We start from the raw sequence: 21,285 nt of genomic DNA, 5'->3' as shown, positions 1-21,285 counted from the left end.
GTTCCTCAGGATGACAAACTGTGCGTTTAATTAATACTTTAAATAAAAACTTTGCGACTTCGCGTCTTTGCGAGATTCAATTTTTAGCTTAATAACTTTATTTCTTTTTCAATATTCACTCTCGCTTTCTTTTCATACAAACCTCTGAATTCCTTAGTCTGAAAAATAAATTCATTCTCCAAAAAATGCTTCAACGCTTTTGCACGTCCAGGTTTGTAAAGAAAATCAGGATAAATGCGATATTCTTTTCGAATCTGTTCAAAATAGATTTTATAATCTCCCCAATCTTTAGCGAGGATTTTCAAATCAAAATCGATTAGCCAATTAATATCTTCAATTGCATTTTGTTGATGTTGCTGTGTTGCGCAGATCGCGTCAAAAACCAAGTGATGATCAAATTCCGCAAACCCGACAGGTTTTAAAAACCTGTCGGATTTAACATCTGTAAAAATAGACAAAGCAAATTCGGCACTTTTAAGTTCATTATCTTTTTTAGAAGCCGAATACACAAAATCATGATAGAAAATCGAAAATAATATTTCGTTTGGGTTTTGAAGTTTGTCTCGATAGGTTTCAAAACTGGCAATCATTTCTTTTAAATGCGTAAGATTATGATAATGTCTTGATTTTTTGGAATATGCCTTTTCTAAATTCAACCAGTTCTGCTGAATTTCATTTGCAGAAAAGCCAATATTGGAGAGTAATTCAGAATAAATTTTTTCTAAATTCATAATCATAAGTGGATTTAATTAAGCTCCAGAGGAGCTAAATATTTATAGCTAATTTATAAGCCCCTACCATAAAGTTCCAGCGGAGCGACACTTAAGTTTGGCTTTATCAAAAAATATGTCGCCCCGCTGGGGCTCTTTTTAGGCATAATCAAAAAGCTATAAATATTCCGTCCCGTTGGGACTTATGTGACTTTTGTAAATAAATGTTTTACTCAAATTTAAAATTCTTTTTTTACTGCGCAAAATAATTGCGTAGTGGTTTTGAAATCTTTGCTCAAGAAATAAAACAATAACCATTGTCTAATTTTAAAAACCAGAAATTATGAAATTCAATTTTTTAGCAAAAGAGAAAAACAATATAGTTAATCACGAAAATGCACCAGCTTTTTCTTTAACATCAGAATACGAATTGTACGCAGCAGTTGTAACAACAAGCTTAAGCGCTTCATTTTATGAAAAAGATACAACTCGTTTAGAACGAATCAAAAACTTGATTAAAAAATGTAATCCAGTATTTGTGGCAAAATTGGCAGTTTATGCCCGTAACGAAATGCACATGCGTTCTGTTCCATTGGTTTTGATTGTAGAATTGGCTAAAATTTATTCTGGCGATTCGTTAATCAGTAAAATGATAATCAATGTAATTCAGCGTGCAGATGAAATCACAGAATTATTGGCTTATTATCAAATGGCAAACGAACGTAATGGCGTTAAGAAATTAAACCGTTTATCAAAACAAATCCAAAAAGGTTTAGCGGTTTCATTCAATGAATTTGACGAATATCAATTTGCCAAATACAATCGTGATGGTGCTGTAAAATTAAAAGATGCTTTGTTTTTGGTTCACCCAAAAGCAAAAGATGAAGCACAGCAGGCAATCTTTGATAAATTGGTAAATAACACTTTGCAAACGCCATATACTTGGGAAACTGAGTTGTCGCAATTAGGTCAGATAAAGTTTTATAACGAATTTGAAAAACAAAAAGCATTTACTCAAAAATGGGAAGAATTGATTGATAGCGGTAAAATAGGTTACATGGCTTTGTTGCGTAACTTACGAAACATCTTAGAAGCAAATGTTTCTGGTTTTCATATGCAAAAAGTATGCGATTATCTTTCTAACGAAAAAGCAGTCGCAAACTCAAAACAATTGCCATTCCGATTTTTAGCCGCTTATCGTGAAGTGAAAGACTTGAATTCTAAATACACTTCAATGGTTTTAGATGCCTTGGAAGATGCTGTTATGGCGAGTTCACAAAACATAAAAGGTTTTGATGTAAACACATCGGTCGTAATTGCTTGCGACGTTTCGGGTTCGATGCAACAGCCGATTTCACCAAAAAGTAAAGTATTGCTTTATGATATCGGTTTGATGTTGGGTATGTTAATGCAAAGCCGTTGTAAAAATGTGGTAAGCGGTATGTTTGGTGATCGTTGGAAAATAATCAATATGCCAAAACGAAGCATATTGGCCAATGTTAACGAATATTACAAACGTGAAGGTGAAGTAGGTTATGCTACAAACGGTCATTTGGTTTTGGAAGATTTAATCGCCCGAAAAGAAATTGTAGACAAAGTAATGTTGTTTACAGACGTTCAAATGTGGAATAATGCTTACACAAAAGATTCATTTGCAAACTCCTGGAACCGATACAAAAGTATCGCACCAAATGCAAAATTGTATTTATTTGATTTGGCTGGTTACGGTCAGTCACCAATAAACATCGAAAAAAACGATGTATATTTAATAGCCGGTTGGTCAGATAAAGTGTTTGATGTTTTGAATGCTTTAGACGATAAAAGCAGCGCTTTGAATTACATTAATCGAATAGAATTGTAAACTTTCAATCTACTGCGCAAAATAACTGCGCAGTATGATTTGAATATTTGTAAAAGAAATAAGTTCATTGAAAATAGAATAAAAAACAAGTGTCGTAGATAAGTGTTACTTCGCATTGATAACGCCCGGGACGTGGGTTCGAATCCCACCAATTCTGTTTAATGACAGAAATGTAGCTCAGTGGTTAGAGCAGGATATGTCACTTATCGTTTGTTGCCTTGTTTTAAAAATAAAAAAGAATTCGTAAATAAGAGTTACTTCGTCTCAAATTTGGGGAGGAATAGCGAAGTTGTAAAATCAGCAAGGTTATCCAGTTCGACTCTGGCAAGACAAGCCCCGTTTCTCTTATTGCTTTTTACTTCTTTTTAAAACTGAAAAATGTCGTGTATGAGAGCTACTTCGTTTAGGTTGAATATTAACTCTTATAAATTATTACTTTTTCAAAAAATAAGATGCCGTCTATAAAGCGCTACTTCGTTGGTTGATAAATTAGGTTCGAATCCTAAAGTCGCTTATAGAATATTGCTCTTAAAAAAAGAGTGTCGTCAGGAAATGGTTCCTTCGTTCCAAGAAAATTAGACCATTCCTAAGTGTTACCTCTTTTAAAAATTATTAATTAAAAAAATGATTGTTATGAGAAAATCAGAATTTGAAATCCATCCTTTTAATGAAGCTTTTTATATCCAAGCTTTATTAACCAAAACAAGTTCAATTTTGAATGATGTTGAATCATTAAATTTTATTTGGGAGAATGCAGATTATGTCGATCAAAACGATGAAGAAATTTTAAATATATTTCAAAATATTATTATTAATGTGGCTGGAATTTCACGTTTTTTTTGGCCCGCAAAGAATAGTGGTTTTTACAAAGCTAGAGGCGAAAGATTACGTGAGATTTATCTTGTGAATGATTTAAATGTTTTGAAAAATCGAGATATGAGAAATCTTATTGAACATTTTGATGAAAATCTTGATGATTTTTTAAACGAATTTAATACTGGACGTGTGATGTTAAATTATACAGGGTTATCGACGCATATAGATGATACAACAATATTCTTTAGAGCATTTTTTTATGATAAATTTATTTTTAAAATTTTAAATGTTGAATATAAAATAGAACCCATTATAGAGGAAATTAATAGAATTCATGAAATTTTATTAAGGCAACAAGAAAAAGGTGATCGATTTACATTAGAATAAATGCGAAGCAGTAAGAAACCTTTGCAGTTATGAACCTCAAAACCTTTGCCCCTTAAAAAAAAAATGAAAACACAAATAAACGGAACAGATATATTAGAATTAGGATTTCCAGAAGGAAAAATAATCGGAATCGCATTAAAAATAAACAGCAAAAGAAACGGATTCACAAGAGACGAAATGATTGCAAATTTCAAAAACGTCTTAGAAACTCCGGAAAATTATATAGACGATAAAATCTTCAGCAAACTGGCTGTGGCTTTAATCGAAAAATCGAATGAAAAACCAGAAGATTTCATCGCTTTAAATCAGAATCCGAATGCGTATTCGGCTTACGGATTGGATCATATCGAAGACGGAGCCAGAAAACAAATGGAAGTTGCCATGAAACTGCCTGTTACGGTTGCCGGAGCTTTAATGCCAGACGCGCACCAAGGTTACGGATTACCGATTGGCGGAGTTCTAGCGACAAAAAATGCCATTATTCCGTATGGTGTTGGAGTTGATATTGGGTGTAGAATGGCATTATCGGTTTATGATATTCCAGAGGATTTTTATTTTGAAAACGAAGCCAAATTCAAAAAAGAATTAATTGCGAATTCTATTTTTGGAGCAGGTCACGGATTTCACGGTCAGTACAAATCAGATCATGCGGTTTTGGAGAATGAGACTTTCAATATGAATCCGTTTGTGAAGAATCTGAAAGATAAAGCCTGGTCGCAATTAGGATCTTCGGGTGGTGGAAATCACTTTGTTGAATTCGGAATCATGGAATTTGCGCAAGACGATGCGGTTTTGAATATCCCAAAAGGAAAATACGTCGCTTTGTTAACGCATTCCGGTTCACGCGGAATGGGAGCAACCATTGCTGGACATTATACCAAAATTGCCAAAGACGAGTGCAAACTTCCAGAGGTGGCAAAAAACTTAGCGTATTTAGATATGAATTCACAATTAGGACAAGAATATTGGTTGGCGATGAATTTGGCGGGAGATTACGCTTCGGCTTGTCACGAGATTATCCATAACAAAATGGAACGTGCTCTGGGTGCGACAATTTTAGCCAAAGTCGAAAACCATCATAATTTTGCTTGGAAAGAAATCTGGAATGGCGAAGAAGTAATCGTACATAGAAAAGGAGCTACTCCAGCCGGAAAAGGCGTTATGGGAATCATTCCGGGAAGTATGACCGCACCGGGATTTTTGGTGAGAGGAAAAGGCGAGGAGAACGCCATTAATTCGGCTTCGCATGGAGCAGGAAGACAAATGAGTAGAACTCAAGCTATAAAAAACATTACGCAATCCGAAATGAAATCAATCCTGAGAGATCATGGTGTTACGCTTATCGGAGCAGGTCTTGACGAAGCCCCAATGGCGTATAAAGATATTAATCAGGTTATGGAAGCGCAGAAAGAGTTAGTAGATGTTGTTGCCAAATTTACGCCGAAACTGGTTAGAATGGCAGATGATGGGAGCCGTGAGGACTAGTGGTCAGTGGTCAGTTTTTTAGTGTTCAGTCTCGGTCACAGTTTTCAGTGTAGAGGCGCACTGCAGTGCGTCTAACGCCCAGTTTGTCATCCTGAGGAACGAAGGATCACACAAGAGACTCTACAAAGATTGGCGATTCTCTTTGAGGAATATTGGATGTGATCCTTCGTTCCTCAGGATGACAAACTGTGTGATTAAAGATTTTTTCACGCAGATTTCGCAGATTGTGCAGATTTTTTTTTAATCCTTTTAATCTTAATAATCTGTGGCAAAAAAAACTTTGCGACTCCGCGACTTTGCGAGATTAAAAACAAAAAACTTAGCGTCCTAGCCCCTTAGTGGCAAAAAAAATAATAATTTAAGGCAACAGAGAGAAAAAAACTTAGCCCCTTAGCCTCTCAGAACCTTAGCAACTTAAAAAAAAAATGAATTATATAGACATAGGAATCAACCTAACCAACAAACAATTCCAAAACGACATAGACGATGTCGTACAAGACGCGCTCGACGCCGATGTATCGCAAATGATACTCACAGGCACCAGCGTACGAAATAGTGAAGAATCGGCGAAGATTGCGAGACAGTATCCAGGCGTGTTGTACGCTACGGCGGGAATACACCCGCATGATGCGAAGAGTTTTGATGCGCAGAGTATTTCGAAACTCAGGAAATTATTAGAACTGAAACACGTCGTTTCGGTTGGCGAATGCGGACTTGATTTTGATCGTGATTTTTCGCCCCGAAACAAACAGGAAGAATGTTATAAAGCCCAATTAGAATTGGCGATTGAAGTACAGAAACCTTTGTTTTTGCACGAAAGAAGTGCTTTTAGTTCGTTTATGAATATTACCAAAGACTATTTACCGCAATTGCCAAAAGCCGTTGTGCATTGTTTTACGGGAACATTGCAAGAAGCCAAAACCTATCTCGATAACGGATTTTATCTGGGTTTTACGGGAGCGATTTCAGATGCAAAGCGTTTTAGTCATTTAAAAGAAGTCATTCAATACGTACCGCTCGACCGAATGATGATTGAAACCGATGCACCGTTTATGCTTCCTAAAAATGTCCCGAACAGCCTTTTGAAGAAATACCACGAACGCCGTTGCGAACCTGCTTTTCTACCGTATGTTGCTGGAACTATTGCACAGTTTAAAGGAATTACTTTGGCTAAAGTCGCGGAGGAAACAACTAGGAATTCTAAAAGCTTTTTTGGGATTTAGGTTTGTTTTCCTAACAGGTTTTAGAAAATTCTTTTATAACTATTTGTTTTTAAAGATAGTTTTGATTCAAATATTTTTTTCTTAATTACTTTTCCCTTTTTATCAACTTTAAGGCAAATATAAATATACCCATTGCCTATTGTTGAATATGAAAAACTATTTATTTCAATAATAATGCTTGTATAATTTTGTTTTTTTGATCCTACAATCTTCGTCGGAATGAGATTTGTAAAATCTTTGATAACAATATTTTTAACATCATAATTATTTATCTCTACTATTGGGTTTTGTGATAAATTTAGTTTTTCAATTAGCTTTTTTGTTAGCGAATTTTTATTGCATTCTGGGGTAATTACATTTTCAGTTTTTAGAAAAAAAATAATTTCATTGTTAAACAGATTCTCGTGAATTTCATAAACACTTAAAGAATCATTAATTGCTATTCTACATGATTTTATTTCCTTTTGAATAAAGTCAGGTGTATTCTTTTGTGCAATTAATGTATTAAGAAAAAGACAGAAAAAGAATGTTGTAATTCTCATAATTTACCTGTTGAGCTATTTTTAAAACTGAAATGTGTTTGTTTATTGATTATTGTTATCTAATAATGTTCTTAAAGAGTCAATATCTGTTCTTTTGAAATTAGAAAGAGGAAAGCTTGTGTCAGTATATTTTAATGTTTTTTTGTATTGTTTCCATCCCCAAGACTCAACATTTATACTATCCACATAAAATTCATTATCCTTGAATGAAATATAGGTTTTGGTATGAAAACTATTGTTTCCCGTAATATCTTTGGAGATAACAAAACCATATTTAGTAGTGATTATTTCTTCATAATAAGCAGGTGTATTACAATTCAAGGCATTTTTATAAGTTTTAAAAACTTTACTTTTTCCATGTGTTGTTTTACTGATTAAAAGTATTGGAAAATCAAACGCTGAATTATTAGGAAAACAATCGTCATTACTACTTTCATAATAAGGTTTTAAAACCACAATTGTATCTATTGTTTTATTATTGTCAAAATCAAAAGGAATAGGTTGGTCTCTGTAATAATTTGAGAATATAATTCCATATTTATTTTTGTAGCCCTTAACTTGATCCAAACATTTTTCTTCTAACAAATTATTCTTTGGACTAAATAAAGTGTCGCTTGATAAATCATGTGAATGTAAAATCACATTTTTTTCAGTTTTCTTGTTGCACGAAAAAAAAATCACAGATAATAAAAGGAGATATAAATTATATTTCATAATAATTAAATTTTAAAAGTGGTCCAAAACATTGTTCCAGATTTGAATCCTGTTGATTTTAAACTTTCATGTACTGCACTGTTATTTTGAGAATTTGTTCTTGCTCCTGAAAAAACTCCATTCTCATTTAAAATTGATCCATCAGTTACATTTTTAAGAGTATATTCTTCTTTTGAAAAAATCGAGTTAATTATTGCATTCTTGTTCACTTTAGCTTTATTCGAATCTACACTCCAAAAATCGATAGCTAGGTCTAAATGATTTTTTATGATTGTTACACTTTTGTATTGTTTAAATTTAGGATGATCTAACTCTCCACTTCGAGTAAAAAGATCCAAACCATCCCAAAAATATGAGTCGCTAGTTGGATCATTCTGACCACTTAAAACGCTAATCATCGCTGACCTGGCAAAACAATGATTTTCTGTATTTGAAGTTATAGGAATAGTTTTGATTTTGTCAGATTCTTTTACAGAAGAATAACCTGTTTTAAATAATTCATTAAAAGTATTTTTTCCTCTTTTATATTTAGAATTTAAAGCATTATTTACTGTGTGAGCAATCCATAAAGCCGTTTCTTTATTTCCTGTTAAAGATGCTTCGTGCCAAATTAAATAGGAATTGTTTATAAATTTGTCATGTAAAATATTAATGTCGTTCTCTTTCAAAATCTTGGCGTTATTATAAGTAACAAAATCATCTCCATTTTTATTTTTATGAGTAGATTTTCCATCACAAACATAAACATCTTCAACACTTCCTTCAAAATCAGGTTCATTAATTTTTCCCTCAAAAGTTCCGTCTTTATTATAAAAATGACCATTTACATAAACTATTCGATCTTCAAGTAAAAAAGTTGGAGCTTCAATGGGATCTCCATAAGAATGACTCTCTGCTGTTTCATTAATAAAACCACCTGCATTAAAAGTAATATTTCCTTGCGAATACATGTAATGATTTCCTTTTGTATATATTGTGGTTGTTCCTTCAACAATTCTTATTCTGCTCATAATTAATTTTGTCTGGTTTGTTCTCCACTATTATTTTGTATTTCTTTTTGGGCATTTTTATTTAAATCACCTTCGGTGTAATGATTTAATCCTTGTTTACTATTATCATGTCTGTCTTTTTCTGTTGTTGACTTAAAATCCCCTTCAATATGCTCCATAAAATCTCCTGTTACATTTAGTGTACTATTGCCTCCAACACTAACATTATGCATCATTCCAATTGTTGTTGATTTATCAATTCCAGCTTTTTCAGAAATATTTGTGCCTGCTGTAAATGTGATACTCTCAGTTGCTTCAAAAATGATGTTCTTAGCATGTATAGTTACAGTTTTGGGAGAAGTAACATTTATATTTTTGCCCTCTTCATCCAAATGAATTTCATTTCCACTCGGGTCAGAAAGCCAGATTCCTACTTTTTCTATAAATTTCAGCATTTGTCCAAAACGCATTTTTATCGCTTTTATCATGTTATTTGGGTCAAAGAATTCTGGTTTCGCTTGTCCGTTATAATGTGAGCCTATGACATAAGGGCGCTGAGCATTGCCTCCCTCAAAACTTACCAATACTTCATCATCAATTTCGGGTCTCCAATACGAACCTCTTCCTGAACCTGCATAATTTTGTACGACTCTTATCCACTGACTTTTTTTGTTGCCTGCTCCCCAAAAGAAATCAACTCTTACACGTCCCAAACCTTCTGGATCATTGTTATCTCTTATTTTTGCAGGCTGTGTTTCTGCTTTTACAAAAACATGAACATCGGTATAATGAGGTGCAGTAACATCGAAAGGAATGGCTTTGAACTCGCAGGTGTAATTTCCGTGTACTTCTGAGCAGTGAACAGCTTCGATAACAACAAGCTGATGTTCTACGGTTTGGTTAACAATTGTAAATGTCTGTCCTAATCCTAAAGGAAAGTAAGATACTCCACTATAATAAACACTGTTTGCATCGTTTCCTGCGGTTTGCAGTTCTACCATTTCTTCTAGTTCTTGTCTGGTCTGCGCATTATTGGTGTAAGCACCTAGGCTCAATTCAGGTTGAGTAACGGTTCCTTGGTTATAGCCCACATTTACAGCAAAAGTATCTTTACTGCCATTAGAAGTTCTCTCAGATGCTTTCTGAATATTTTCGGCATTATTGTAATCATAACCTCTTAGAGAAATGCTTTGTGCACTCATATTAACTTCAATCTTAAAACTATGCAATGATGCTCCGTTTATAAGTTTAATTGTGGAGTTTTTAAGTTGTCCGAATTGCATGCGCATACCATCAAAATAAAACCATTGTCCGTATCTAGAAGCTAATCTTTTTAGAAAATTAAAATTAGATTCATTATACTGAGCCATATAATTGAATTCTTTCAAATAGGTTGATCTGATAGCTTCTCTTTGGTAAAACTCAGCAGGTCCTTCGGAGAGGATATCTAAGGCAATATCATCCATTCCTCTTTCGAGATATGTCCTTGATTTTGGTCTGTCGTCTAAAACGATAGTGTGGCTTATACCGCTTACATGAAGATTGACAGCGCTTCCGTTTAAATCGATAGAAGTTATTTTTGTTATGATGCCTTTACTCATAAGCTTAATGCCTGTTAAGCTTTTAAAGGTGAAAATAACTTCATTTCCATTATAACTTCTTATCGCTTTTGCCTGATCTACTGGGTTTATAACTGCTTTTCCTGTATATTGCCAGACAAATGAAAAATAATGATGATCTGCCATTTTTTGCGACAACTTTAGATCATAATAAATTATATTTTGGGTAAAGCCTCCAATTGTAATATGTACTTGGTCTGAGAAATGCGCCATAGTTTTGATTTGTATTTTGATTAGTTTATTTAAAAATATGCTTAAGAGATTTTTTCGAAAGCCTCTAAAAGACTTTTAAATAATAGAATAAGGTTATTGTGTAGAAAATATAAAGTTGATTCTCTACAACAAGGATAATCATGCGCCAATAATAATTTCTATCTTTGTTTTCAACCTAAACTCAGAATTAAAATCCAAAACATTAAAAAGTAAGTTATTTCTTTCTTTTTTGAAATAAAAGTATATCTTTGCGATGCAAAACAATCAAAGGAGAAATCCTTAAAACTTTTTTAAGTTAACATAAACGAATACCTCGTCATGGTGAAGGAACAGGAAACTGTCCTAAATCATTCCTTTGAATGTTTTGCACACCTAAAGCGAGGTATTCGCGCATCTAAATTTTCTATTATGCAAAAAGAAAATCAAAAACCAACACATCGTGATGTAGTGCCATCCGTAATTAATTTCCTTTCAGACGAATTGTTTGAGGGAGATTACAAAGAACAGCCCATGTATTTGCAGGAAATCTTCGAGCTATTAATGCATACAGAATTTGGCGACGATATCAATTTAAGGCAAAAAATACTGAGCTGTTTAAGAACCAGCCGAAATCTGGCAGAAACGTTATCGCCATTTTCAGAGAAGCAGATTTATAAGGCTTGTAGTAGCAATCGTAAATTATCTCAATAAAAACTCAAATCCCGACAATGTCTATTTGTCGGGATATTTTTTTAGTATCAGTCTTTATGAAAATCCGTGTAATGAGACGCGGATAAAACAGATTTACTTCGTAAAAACGCAGATTAAAACGGATTATCTAAAAACAATTAATAAAAAATCTGTTTTAATCCGCGTCTTCGTGTTAGCGAATCCGTATAATCTGCGTCCTCAATGCGTTTTCTTGATAGATTTTTAGTGCTAATTTTTTAACATTTAGAAGAAATTATTTAATGTAAAATCATTCTAAAATTCTTACATTACCACCTCAAAATAAAAGCCGATAAAGATGAATAGAAGCACAATAGACCAAGATTTGAATATTAAAAAATATACGCTTAATGCGAAAGCTAACAGTTTTCTTAGCTAAAACTCCTTATTTCTTTTACAAACTGCATTATACATTTAGAAAATTACACTTGTTTACACTATAAAATAATAATGAAAAAACATCTTAAATACATCGACGGAACTTCGGATAAATTCTGGGAAATCGAAGTTACAGGATCAAATTATACCGTGACTTACGGTAAAAACGGAACTTCGGGAACCACGCAGACCAAAAGCTTTGGTTCAGACGAAGAATGCTTGAAAATGGCAGAGAAAATATTGGCCGAAAAAGTAAAAAAAGGATATTCTGAATCTGGAGAAGTAGATTTGGCTTCGAAACCAAAATCGGCTAAAAGCAAAAACTCCGATGAGGTTATTGAAGAATACGACAGCATCATAAAATCTAAAAGGATTTCTGATCTTTTGCCGTTTCTAAAAGAAAAATCAAAAGGTAATATTGAAGCGTTAAAAAAGCACATCAAAAAATGTAAACGTTACTGGATGACATATACTGATTTGTCAAAAGATCCTGGATATGTGAAAAAAGATAAACACGATTATGGCTGGGGACGTCGTGGAGATATGGAACAAAACAATATTATCACGTTGAGTGCCATTGCATTGTTTGATAAAACAGATATTAATTCGTGGGATGAAGCACTTCAATTATTAGAGGAAGTAGATAAGAAGCCCTACGTAATGGAAACTTTGCTTTGGGCAAAACCAAACTGGCTAGAAACTTTTATTCTTGATAAAGTAAAACGACAAGATTGGGTGAGTTTTAATTACGATATTTTGCGTCAGTTTGAAGAATTGGGATTGATGCAGTTTAATCCAGAGTTGTACGCTTTAAGTTTGGCAAATATAAACGAATGGCGTACTAAAGTGAAAACCAGAGTTTCTATTGGTAATATTTTAGAAGATAAAATTACGTATCAGAGAGATGTTCCTGAGTTGTTTAATTATGAAACTGGTCTTCAAAATCTTTGTTTTAGAGATAATGATAAACAAAAACATGATGAGTTTAGTACATGGGCAGTTATCTACAAAGAATTATTAGAGCAGAAAAAAATGGATCGCAGTTTCTTTTTCGAAAACGCCATCCAGATTCAGACTAAAGAATGGAATAACAATCTGAAATCTTTCTTTAGAAAAAGAATTGAAGAATTTAACGCGACAGAAGATGAATTGATTGTTTTTCAGGAAAATATATTTTCGCTTTTGCACAATGCATATCCGCCCATAACGAGTTACGGAATCGAATTGGTGAAGAAAATTTATAATCATCCAAAATTCAAAACTAAATCATTTTTAGAATGGCTAGAGCCAATGATGATGCGAAGCGACTGCAAAGCGGGTATTAAAAGCGTATTGCCAATTTTAGAAAAAATGAGTAAAGCAAATCCGAAATTAAACAATCAGATTGCTTCAATTATTGCCGATGTTTATGTAATTGCCGATTTAACTTTACAGGAACGTGCAAGTAAAATTCTTGTAAAAATGGCTTCTGCAAAAGATAAAGTACTAAAAGAGAAATTATCTTCGTACGCGACTTTGATGCAGGGAAATATCAAATCTGGTTTAAGTCAGTTTATGGATGAAGATTCGCTGGCAGTTGATGAAAATGGTTTTGAAGAATATCATTTTGAGCCTAAAAAAGAATTGTTATTGATCGAAGAAGTGCAATTGCCTCAGGATTGGAATGAGATTTTGTTTCAGTTTGGAAATTTTATTGCTTCAGAAGAAGTTCTCGATACCGAAATCCTGCTGAATACTTATATTCAGCAACGAGATTTATTTCCTGACGATTATAATGCACAATTGCAACCTTATGAAAAACAATTGAATAAACATTATTTTGAAAGTATTCATAAAAATTTTATGAGTTCGTTTTTGTCTCAAAAAATAGCCAATATTAATGGCAAGTTTGACAGTAGAAAACAGCATTATTCAAAAATTAATACTCCTGCATTAATCAAACCTTTATTAGAAAAAGTACAGCAGAAAATAGAATCAAACTCTAAATTGCCAATGCTTTCTTTTCCAAGTCATAAACCGTATTGGGTCGCGCCAAAAGTTTTACTGGAAAGAGTGATTGCATATCAAAAAGCAAACGAAGAAATTGATAATGTTGATTTGGCCATTGCGATTGCTAGAATGCCAAGAGAAAATACAGAAGAAGCGATTCCATTATTAGATCAGATTGAAGGCGAATTAAAACCGCTTTTATCATTTGCTTTAGGAGTAGAAGACAAACTGACAATTGATTCTATTTCGGTAGTTTCAAAACTTTTGGCAACATTGGGCAAAACGACAAAAGAAACAGGAAATTTATCTTTATGGGCGGTTGCAGCAAGAACGTTTTATCCAGACAAAACCTTTGCAGAATTTGAAAATACTTATTTGAAAGATGTTCCTTTTGTGGTTTCGCCTTATACACCAGAAATTAAATTTAAGGAACAATGGAACGAATGGAGAAATTATCAAACCAAAGAGCTGGAAAGAACTCCTTCATGGTATGAACTCCGTTTTGATATGCCAAATTATACCAAAATTCCAAATTATTTAATTTATAGCCAAGATATTTACACTAGATCAAACAGCTGGGATTACAATTTAAATTATGCTGGAAATACCTATTATTGGCATAGTTTAACGCCTCAAAATTCAGACGCATTGGCTCTGACTTTATTAAATAATTGTCGACTTGCAGATGGTTCAAAACCAGAATTGAGGGGTTTTATTGAAATAATGAGTACACCAGAATTTAGATTTTCTGAAAATTCTCTGATTTTATTTGCTACATGTTTTTTCCAAGAGAAAAAAGATCTACGATTATTGGCTTCTGAAACTTTAATCAACTTAATTGAAAAGCAAACTATTAATATTGAAAAGCTTGCTGAAAAAGCGTCCTTTTTGGCTTCAGAAAAATATGGAGCTTTTTCAAGATTGACAGATGCAATAATTGCCTTAAAAGATATTTCGCCTTTGCATAATAATGCTTTGCTTCAGTTTTTTAATGCCTTTTTTGCTAATTTGGATGTAAAAGATAAACTGCCGACAAATTTCAAGAAGATGGTCGAAAATTATGTCGATGTTTTAATTAAAACGAACCAAAAATCATCAGAAAAAGCAATTGTTTTCTTCGAACAATGGAAAGATAATGCTTCTCTTAAACCATTAATCAAGCAGATTTTAAAATAAAGAAAATGACAGATTTAGAATATAATTATAAAGGAGTTTCAACTTATAGTAAAACAAAAGGCATCAACAATTTGGTTTTGGCACATCAAACCGAAATTGAAGAAGTCAATAATATTCCGTGCTTTTTCTGGGGAAGTTTAACCGATCCTTACGTTACGGCAAAATGCTGGAGTACGATTGCAAAAGTAGTTCGTTCGAGTTTTGGTCCGATTCCGCCAAGTCTTCGCGATCCAATTGTTTCTGCGGGTTCAGAAAGACTTCGTTTTGAAGGATTTTCTTCTTGCAACGGAGTTTATGTAAGACTAGACATGAAACCAGAAGCTATTGACGGAGAATTTATTGCAAACGGAACTACAAATGTAGATTTTAACGATCCAATGCTAAATGCATTAAATGCCATTCAAAAAAACGAAAAAGTAACTCTTGCCGTTGGTCAGCAGGACGTTCAGGTTATTACTAGTAAAGCAAAAGTGGTAGAGAAAAAAGTGACTCTACCAATGCGCTGGATAAAAGGATTAACTAGTGTTCAGTTGTATTTGGCCGATATGGATTTAAAATTTGAACTGAATAAAATACAGACAATTCAGCTTTTTCAAAGTCTGCCAAAAGGAAGTGTAAAAGGCGATTTCTTTATAACCAAAAGAGCTGGAAAATTTATGTTTTCGACTTTGGCAACTGCAGACAGTGTTAGAATTGGCGGTGTGCAAAGATTACGTTTATTAGAAGGGATTTTGGCAATTGTAGATAAGATTTTTGTTTACGAATCTGATGATAAACAAACCTGCGCGATTGTATGCGAATTTGGTAAAATGCAGTTATTAATGGCTTTTTCTCCAGATTCTTATCGCGGATTTTCGGGCGAGGGAAATGTACTGGAAACCATGACGGAAAACCTTCCGATAGAATGGGTTTACGGATTGAACAGTTTATTAAAATCAAACGAAATGTTTGACCCAACGATGCTTTCTATAGAAAACGATATTGATTTTGGAACAATGGATAATCTGACTTCCAATTTGTCTTCTATGGGATTATTGGGTTACGATTTAAGTGAAAAAGCACATTTTTACCGTCGTTTACCATTTAAAACAGAACGCATTTTGTCTTTAAATCCGAGATTAAAGAATGCTAAAAAACTAATCGATAATGAAGAGATTGAAATCGTTGAACGAAAAGCAAATTATATTGAAGCTAAAGTAAAAGGTTCTGGCGTGGTTCATAAAGTGATTATCGACAATGGTTTGCAAAGATGTACTTGTGATTGGTTTACGGCTTATCAAGGAAAGAGAGGAATTTGCAAACATATTTTGGCAGTAAAAATGACGATTTCTTAGCGTGTGGAATTGTGATAATTTTATGATTTTTGGAAATATTTGTTAAATTAAGACAAAATATACTACATTTGTATCTGTAATTAATAATAGAAAATACATATGAAACTTTTAGTAAGCAAAAATTTTGAACGTTCGGCCGGAGATATTCCAGCTGATTGTACAGGATGCTATATGTATTTTTATGAAATTGTAATGTAAAAATTAGAGTCAAACTCATCATAAAATAAAAAAGCGTCCTCATTTGAGGACGCTTTTTTTGCTTTTAGAGCAATTTGAATTTGCTGATGATGACAAAAAAAAGAGATTGAAAATGATTAAAAAGAAGATTTAACTAAAAAAACTAAAAAAATATTTAGCCAAAATGTTTAATGATTAATAAAAATAGAAAGATATAGTCTTGGAAAGTAATCCGATGAGTAACAGTCATTTGATACAAAATAGAGATCTGCACTAGTTTGCGGACAGGAATTTCTTTGTTTTATTTTTATGGTTAACTAATTGATAATCAGAAAATTATTCTTAAAAAATATTTGGAAATATGAATTTTTCCATCATATCTTTGCCGAACAAATTTGAAACAATGCGTTTCAGAAAACAATAACAACAATACAACAACCATTATAAAAAATAAATAAAATGAGTTTTAAATTATACATACACAACCCAGGATTAGTAGCCGCGACTTCGGATCGTGAATGCTTTTACATGTCGGTGCATCAATATAGGCAATAGGATAGTTATATCTTATTTGTTATAGAAGCACCTTTAATCGGGTGCTTTTTTTTGTCTTAGGGACAAAGGAAAAAGGGCAGAGGAACAAAGGTTTAAAAAGCTTAGAAGCTTAGCATCTTAGTGCCTCAGAAACTTAAAAAGAAGTTTAACAATAAAAATTTAAGGATGAATCAAGAAATAGGATTTGCGTCGGGCCATAGTGGTCGAACAGACAAACTGGAGTCAAGTGAACCGTCATTTGCCTCAATTAAAAAGAAAGATTTGGAACTGATTAACCTGTGGAAGGAAAAGGTAAATTTTAAGGAAATTATATATATCATATAGAGATTTTTCTCTGGTGAAGCAATGGTGCTTTTGAAGTTATGTGATATTGGATTTCTTAGAAAAGCCTTCGATTTCCTGAGATTCCCAAGAATTACAAAATCAAAATACCATGCAAAACAATACATTACAACAATATAAAAAAGCAATTAGAAAAAAATACGAAATAGAAAAAGAAGGCAAATACTTTGATTATTTGTACAAGCCTTCTCGTGGAAAACTTCGTGATTTGTGCTGGCTAATTTTCGAAAACAACCCAACAAAGGATGACTTGAACGTTTTCAGCAACCTATTGGGCTTAGATTTCGATCATAGCAAAAAGAATAAGTTTAAAGAGAAAAAAGATAAGTTCAGACCTATCGAAACTTTCTTCAAGGGAGAAACAGATCCGTCAAACATTGATGCTATAAACATGGCAGCTATTTTGGTAGATTTTGAGCCACGTCCTTTCAAAAAGTTCTATGAAATGTCTAAAACTGAAGAAATAAAACCAGTTAAACGGATTGAGAAAGCTAAAGCAGTTTTCGAAAAAAAGAAATCTGCTAAAAAGGAAAAGCATGAAAAGAAGTCTAAGAAAAGAAGTTTCTTTCTAGATTTTAAAAGCATGTTCTTCTAAAAACTGGAGATATTCGGTAGAGACGCACAGCAGTGCGTCTATCACCGAGTAATATAAATTTATCCGAATTCAATTTTTTATTTTCTACGCAGAATAATTGCGCAGTTTGATTTGAATATTTGTTCAAGAAATAAAACAAGTTCTTTTATAAAATGAAATGCATCAAAGTTTCGGCTTTGATTAAAAATATCAAACAAGTCCAGTTGCGTGTTTCTGTATAGCACCATTGTAGAGAACTTTCCGCGAAAGCGAATTATGTTTTTCTATGCAACTTGGTTTGGAGGTTTTTGATGGTTTTCCAAAAAACTATCTCACAATCTATTTGTCGTGGGTTCGATTCCCATCCGTAGTAATGCGGTAACTCAGTTGGTTAGAGTAATAGAATGTTTATGCAGGTTCGAATCCTGCACCGAACACGTTTCGGTTGGACGAATCCGGTAAGTCAACAGATTGAAAATCTGTAAACAGTAGAGACCATCACTCTTAAAAAGATGACCATTAGAAAAAACTGATTTGTCTTTGTCAGTGAAATTATGATTTTAAAATCTGATGTTTCACACTCTGATAAAGCCAGTGCGAATCGAAATGTGTTTTGAAAAGTTTGTTTTCTTTTTGATTTGATTGTTAAGAGAATTTGGGGATTCTCTCAATAAAATAGCATCAGAAACAATTCAGGTAGACAAATAGCAAACTATTCGTCCGTTTTTCTTAGAGGAGAAAGGCAAAGAGGTTTTTTTATTAAGAAGAAAATAGAAAAAAGAGAATAGAATAAAGAAGAAATAGAAGTTTTATAGATACTAGAACTTGGAACATGAAACTTGAAACAAATAAAACCAAACATAAACCATGATAAAAAGAATTAAAATCGAAACTAACCAAGTAGGCTTGGTGTTTGAAAATAGAAAATTAGAAAAAGTATTAGAAGAAGGATTACACTGGATTTTTGGAAACAAAAACATTATGATTTACGATCTAAACGGATCTTTTCAAGCTCCTTTTGAGTTGGATATTTTATTGCAAAATGAGGTATTAGCATCTCTTTTGGAAGTTGTTGAGGTTGCGGATAACGAAATTGTATTGCAATTCGTAAAAGGAAATTTCAAAGAAGTTTTAACGCCAGGGAAATATGCTTTTTGGAAAGGAGTTGTAAAAAATGAATTCATTAAAGCAGATTTGTCTAAGATTGAAATCACAGAAAATATTCCAGTAAACTTATTGGAAAATGTTAAGATGAGATACTTTACAAGAAAATTCATTGTGGCAAGTAATGACAAAGCTTTGTTATTTGTGAATGGCAATTTCGTGAAAGAATTGAAATCTGGGGCACATTATTTCTGGAATAACGCCATTACAATCGAAGTGAAAACTGTTGATGTAAGACAACAACAATTAGAAATTTCTGGTCAGGAATTGTTGACTAAAGATAAAGCAGGATTGAGAATCAATTTCTTTGTGAGATACCAAGTGGTTGATATTATGAAAGCTTTGATAGAAAACAAGGACTTTGAAAAACAGTTGTATGTAGCAATGCAATTGGCTTTGAGAGCTTTTATCGGAGGCTTGACTTTAGATGAATTGTTAACTAAAAAAGATGCTATTGCCGAAGCTATTTTAGAAGAAGCAAAAACTAAAATCGAAGATTTAGGTTTGAAAATTTCTGATGCTGGAATAAGAGATGTAATTCTTCCAGGAGATATGAAAGAAATCATGAATCAGGTTTTGGTTGCTGAGAAAAAAGCGCAGGCCAATAGCATTATGAGAAGAGAAGAAACGGCTGCAACAAGAAGTTTGCTTAACACAGCTAAGCTGATGGAAGAAAACGAAATGTTATGGAAGTTGAAAGAGATGGAGTACGTTGAAAAAATCGCAGATAAAATTGGTGAAATCACCATTTCTGGCGGCGGAAACGTAATTGGTCAATTGAAGGAAATCTTCGTGAAATAAAATCTCTTTTTGAGAGAATTATAAAATTTTAAAAAATGAAAACAACAGATAAAATTATTATTATCGATTTAGAAGCCACATGTTGGCAAGGTGCAGTCCCTAGCGGACAGCAAAATGAAATTATTGAAATCGGATTGGCGGTTTTAGATACCGAAACTGGAGAAATTTCAAAGAACAAAGGAATTTTAATCAAACCACAGCGTTCTAATGTCAGTCCGTTTTGTACTGAACTGACCACTATTACTCAGGATTTGCTGGATAAAAATGGAGTAAGTTTTGAAGAAGCTGTTGATTTGTTAATTGACGAATATAATCCTGATTTGTACACTTGGGCAAGTTATGGGCAGTACGATTTGAATATGCTGAAAAAACAATGTAAATCGTTTGGTGTTTCCTATCCAATGGGAGAGGAGCATATCAATGTAAAAGAGCATTTTGCCGAAAAGTTTGGCTTGGTTAAATCAACCGGAATGAACGGCGCGCTTGCATTGCTGAATATTCCGCTAGAAGGAACACATCACCGCGGAATTGATGATGCTAAAAACATTGCTAAGATTTTGCATTGGTGTCTGAAAAACTAGAATGGTTTAAATCCACTCTCCAGCTGCATTATAATCATCTGGAAGATAAGTGAGATATTGAACCATTCGCGGTTTTTCACCTCTATTTGGTGTCGCGCAATGCGGAAGTGCCTGATGCCAAATAATAAAATCTCCTGCATCACCTACAATTGGTTTTGCTTTAAGAGTCTGTAATGCTTTTGTTCTTGGATCTTCATGGGGTTCTACTTCGTCTAGCCATTGATCGATTTGATTATGAAAACCTGGAACGCAATGAAAAGCGCCATCATCTGGTCCACAATCAGTTAAATAAAACAGGCCTTGAAGTCCAAAAGTCAGAGGCTTTTTTAAACTCATATCCCAATGGAGCGGACTTCCTAGAAAACTAAAATTCTCTGTTTCAGGCGGATTAAAACTTACCTTATCAATCGTTTTGTAAATTTTAGAGGTTTTATAAAGCTGTTCATACGCTTTTTTTACTCTTGGAGAAAAACGGTTACGGTTTAAAGTTTCATGATCAGAAAAATTAAGCATAAGGCCTTTTAAATCTTCATGCGCTTCGTACCAGCTTTCTTTTTTATTAGGATCCATTTTGAGATATTCCCAAATGGCTTTTTGAGTGTCTTCGCAATCTTCTTTAGAAATGGCATTTTTGACTACAACATAGCCGTTTTGATTCCAGAATTCTAAATCTTGTTCAGATAGGACATTTTCAGCTAAATCTTCGGTTTCGAGAGCAGTATCGCGTTTTCGGTTATTAATCCAAATTTTAAAAGTTTCAAAATCGGGTTTTTCGAAATATAAAAACTGCAAAGTATCTTCCATGCCAATGCCTAATCGATAAAGGGTTTTTACCTCGTTATCCCAGTTGGTATTATTCGAATTGGAGTTTTCCTGATTTACGGTACGTTTCCATATTTGTTCTAGTACATTCCAAGGCATGGCTTTCAGTTTTAGAGAAAAGCTAA

The 21,285-nt window shown here is 33.3% G+C and carries 16 protein-coding genes; 10 read left to right on the top strand and 6 right to left on the bottom strand.

Annotation, left to right across the window (positions count from 1 at the left end; all coding sequences use genetic code 11):
- Positions 1-83: 83 nt before the first annotated feature.
- On the bottom strand, positions 84-731 hold the full coding sequence (locus DMA14_RS20810) for an HD domain-containing protein (protein ID WP_111426423.1): 648 nt from the start codon (positions 729-731) through the stop codon (positions 84-86).
- Between the two features lie 322 nt (positions 732-1,053).
- Between DMA14_RS20810 and DMA14_RS20805 the strand changes: the two genes are divergently transcribed.
- The 4 genes from DMA14_RS20805 (at position 1,054) to DMA14_RS20790 (ending at position 6,482) form a co-directional block, all read left to right on the top strand.
- The gene (locus tag DMA14_RS20805; protein WP_111426422.1) at positions 1,054-2,571 is read left to right on the top strand and encodes a TROVE domain-containing protein; all 1,518 of its coding nucleotides are present in this window, start codon (positions 1,054-1,056) and stop codon (positions 2,569-2,571) included.
- 633 nt (positions 2,572-3,204) lie between these two features.
- Entirely contained in the window at positions 3,205-3,774 is a 570-nt protein-coding gene (locus DMA14_RS20800; RefSeq protein ID WP_157957744.1) for a hypothetical protein, read from the top strand.
- Between the two features lie 63 nt (positions 3,775-3,837).
- A complete protein-coding gene (locus tag DMA14_RS20795) occupies positions 3,838-5,259 on the top strand; it encodes an RtcB family protein (RefSeq protein WP_111426420.1) in 1,422 nt (473 codons plus the stop codon).
- A gap of 425 nt (positions 5,260-5,684) precedes the next feature.
- Positions 5,685-6,482, top strand: coding sequence for a TatD family hydrolase (locus DMA14_RS20790; protein WP_111426419.1), 798 nt, complete (start codon positions 5,685-5,687; stop codon positions 6,480-6,482).
- A 20-nt stretch (positions 6,483-6,502) separates the two neighbouring features.
- On the opposite strand, the gene DMA14_RS20785 is transcribed toward DMA14_RS20790, so the two are convergent.
- From DMA14_RS20785 to DMA14_RS20770, 4 genes are read right to left on the bottom strand one after another with little or no spacing between them, the layout of a single operon-like run.
- Positions 6,503-7,024, bottom strand: coding sequence for a hypothetical protein (locus tag DMA14_RS20785; protein ID WP_111426418.1), 522 nt, complete (start codon positions 7,022-7,024; stop codon positions 6,503-6,505).
- Positions 7,025-7,066: 42 nt separating this feature from the next.
- Positions 7,067-7,738, bottom strand: coding sequence for a hypothetical protein (locus tag DMA14_RS20780; protein WP_111426417.1), 672 nt, complete (start codon positions 7,736-7,738; stop codon positions 7,067-7,069).
- Between the two features lie 5 nt (positions 7,739-7,743).
- Positions 7,744-8,748, bottom strand: coding sequence for a hypothetical protein (locus DMA14_RS20775; RefSeq protein ID WP_111426416.1), 1,005 nt, complete (start codon positions 8,746-8,748; stop codon positions 7,744-7,746).
- 2 nt (positions 8,749-8,750) lie between these two features.
- Entirely contained in the window at positions 8,751-10,559 is a 1,809-nt protein-coding gene (locus DMA14_RS20770) for a type VI secretion system Vgr family protein (protein WP_111426415.1), read from the bottom strand.
- Between the two features lie 408 nt (positions 10,560-10,967).
- On the opposite strand from DMA14_RS20770, the gene DMA14_RS20765 reads away from it, so the two are divergent.
- From DMA14_RS20765 to DMA14_RS20735, 6 genes are all read left to right on the top strand, one after another.
- Positions 10,968-11,249 (top strand): hypothetical protein, encoded by a 282-nt coding sequence (locus DMA14_RS20765; protein WP_111426750.1) that lies wholly within the window; start codon positions 10,968-10,970, stop codon positions 11,247-11,249.
- Between the two features lie 468 nt (positions 11,250-11,717).
- On the top strand, positions 11,718-14,810 hold the full coding sequence (locus DMA14_RS20760) for a DUF6493 family protein (RefSeq protein ID WP_111426414.1): 3,093 nt from the start codon (positions 11,718-11,720) through the stop codon (positions 14,808-14,810).
- 5 nt (positions 14,811-14,815) lie between these two features.
- Complete coding sequence (locus DMA14_RS20755) at positions 14,816-16,144, top strand: SWIM zinc finger family protein (protein ID WP_111426413.1); 1,329 nt, start codon at positions 14,816-14,818, stop codon at positions 16,142-16,144.
- Between the two features lie 1,165 nt (positions 16,145-17,309).
- Positions 17,310-17,813, top strand: coding sequence for a hypothetical protein (locus DMA14_RS20745; RefSeq protein ID WP_111426411.1), 504 nt, complete (start codon positions 17,310-17,312; stop codon positions 17,811-17,813).
- Between the two features lie 846 nt (positions 17,814-18,659).
- Positions 18,660-19,757, top strand: a complete 1,098-nt coding sequence (locus tag DMA14_RS20740) for a slipin family protein (protein WP_111426410.1) — start codon at positions 18,660-18,662, stop codon at positions 19,755-19,757.
- Between the two features lie 35 nt (positions 19,758-19,792).
- Positions 19,793-20,338, top strand: a complete 546-nt coding sequence (locus DMA14_RS20735) for a 3'-5' exonuclease (protein ID WP_111426409.1) — start codon at positions 19,793-19,795, stop codon at positions 20,336-20,338.
- Positions 20,339-20,344: 6 nt separating this feature from the next.
- Here DMA14_RS20735 and DMA14_RS20730 read toward each other — a convergent pair whose 3' ends face one another.
- Entirely contained in the window at positions 20,345-21,259 is a 915-nt protein-coding gene (locus tag DMA14_RS20730; protein WP_111426408.1) for a phytanoyl-CoA dioxygenase family protein, read from the bottom strand.
- Positions 21,260-21,285: the final 26 nt, after the last annotated feature.

The organism is Flavobacterium sharifuzzamanii, assembly GCF_003254585.1.
Taxonomy (GTDB): domain Bacteria; phylum Bacteroidota; class Bacteroidia; order Flavobacteriales; family Flavobacteriaceae; genus Flavobacterium; species Flavobacterium sharifuzzamanii.
The sequence above is the reverse complement of the archived record's forward strand: the minus strand, read 5'-3'. Positions and strand labels throughout refer to the sequence as shown.

Coding starts and splice junctions, on each gene's coding strand:
- DMA14_RS20810 (WP_111426423.1), bottom strand. CDS start 731: ATGAATTTAGAAAAAATTTATTCTGAATTACTCTCCAATATTGGCTTT.
- DMA14_RS20805 (WP_111426422.1), top strand. CDS start 1,054: ATGAAATTCAATTTTTTAGCAAAAGAGAAAAACAATATAGTTAATCAC.
- DMA14_RS20800 (WP_157957744.1), top strand. CDS start 3,205: ATGAGAAAATCAGAATTTGAAATCCATCCTTTTAATGAAGCTTTTTAT.
- DMA14_RS20795 (WP_111426420.1), top strand. CDS start 3,838: ATGAAAACACAAATAAACGGAACAGATATATTAGAATTAGGATTTCCA.
- DMA14_RS20790 (WP_111426419.1), top strand. CDS start 5,685: ATGAATTATATAGACATAGGAATCAACCTAACCAACAAACAATTCCAA.
- DMA14_RS20785 (WP_111426418.1), bottom strand. CDS start 7,024: ATGAGAATTACAACATTCTTTTTCTGTCTTTTTCTTAATACATTAATT.
- DMA14_RS20780 (WP_111426417.1), bottom strand. CDS start 7,738: ATGAAATATAATTTATATCTCCTTTTATTATCTGTGATTTTTTTTTCG.
- DMA14_RS20775 (WP_111426416.1), bottom strand. CDS start 8,748: ATGAGCAGAATAAGAATTGTTGAAGGAACAACCACAATATATACAAAA.
- DMA14_RS20770 (WP_111426415.1), bottom strand. CDS start 10,559: ATGGCGCATTTCTCAGACCAAGTACATATTACAATTGGAGGCTTTACC.
- DMA14_RS20765 (WP_111426750.1), top strand. CDS start 10,968: ATGCAAAAAGAAAATCAAAAACCAACACATCGTGATGTAGTGCCATCC.
- DMA14_RS20760 (WP_111426414.1), top strand. CDS start 11,718: ATGAAAAAACATCTTAAATACATCGACGGAACTTCGGATAAATTCTGG.
- DMA14_RS20755 (WP_111426413.1), top strand. CDS start 14,816: ATGACAGATTTAGAATATAATTATAAAGGAGTTTCAACTTATAGTAAA.
- DMA14_RS20745 (WP_111426411.1), top strand. CDS start 17,310: ATGCAAAACAATACATTACAACAATATAAAAAAGCAATTAGAAAAAAA.
- DMA14_RS20740 (WP_111426410.1), top strand. CDS start 18,660: ATGATAAAAAGAATTAAAATCGAAACTAACCAAGTAGGCTTGGTGTTT.
- DMA14_RS20735 (WP_111426409.1), top strand. CDS start 19,793: ATGAAAACAACAGATAAAATTATTATTATCGATTTAGAAGCCACATGT.
- DMA14_RS20730 (WP_111426408.1), bottom strand. CDS start 21,259: ATGCCTTGGAATGTACTAGAACAAATATGGAAACGTACCGTAAATCAG.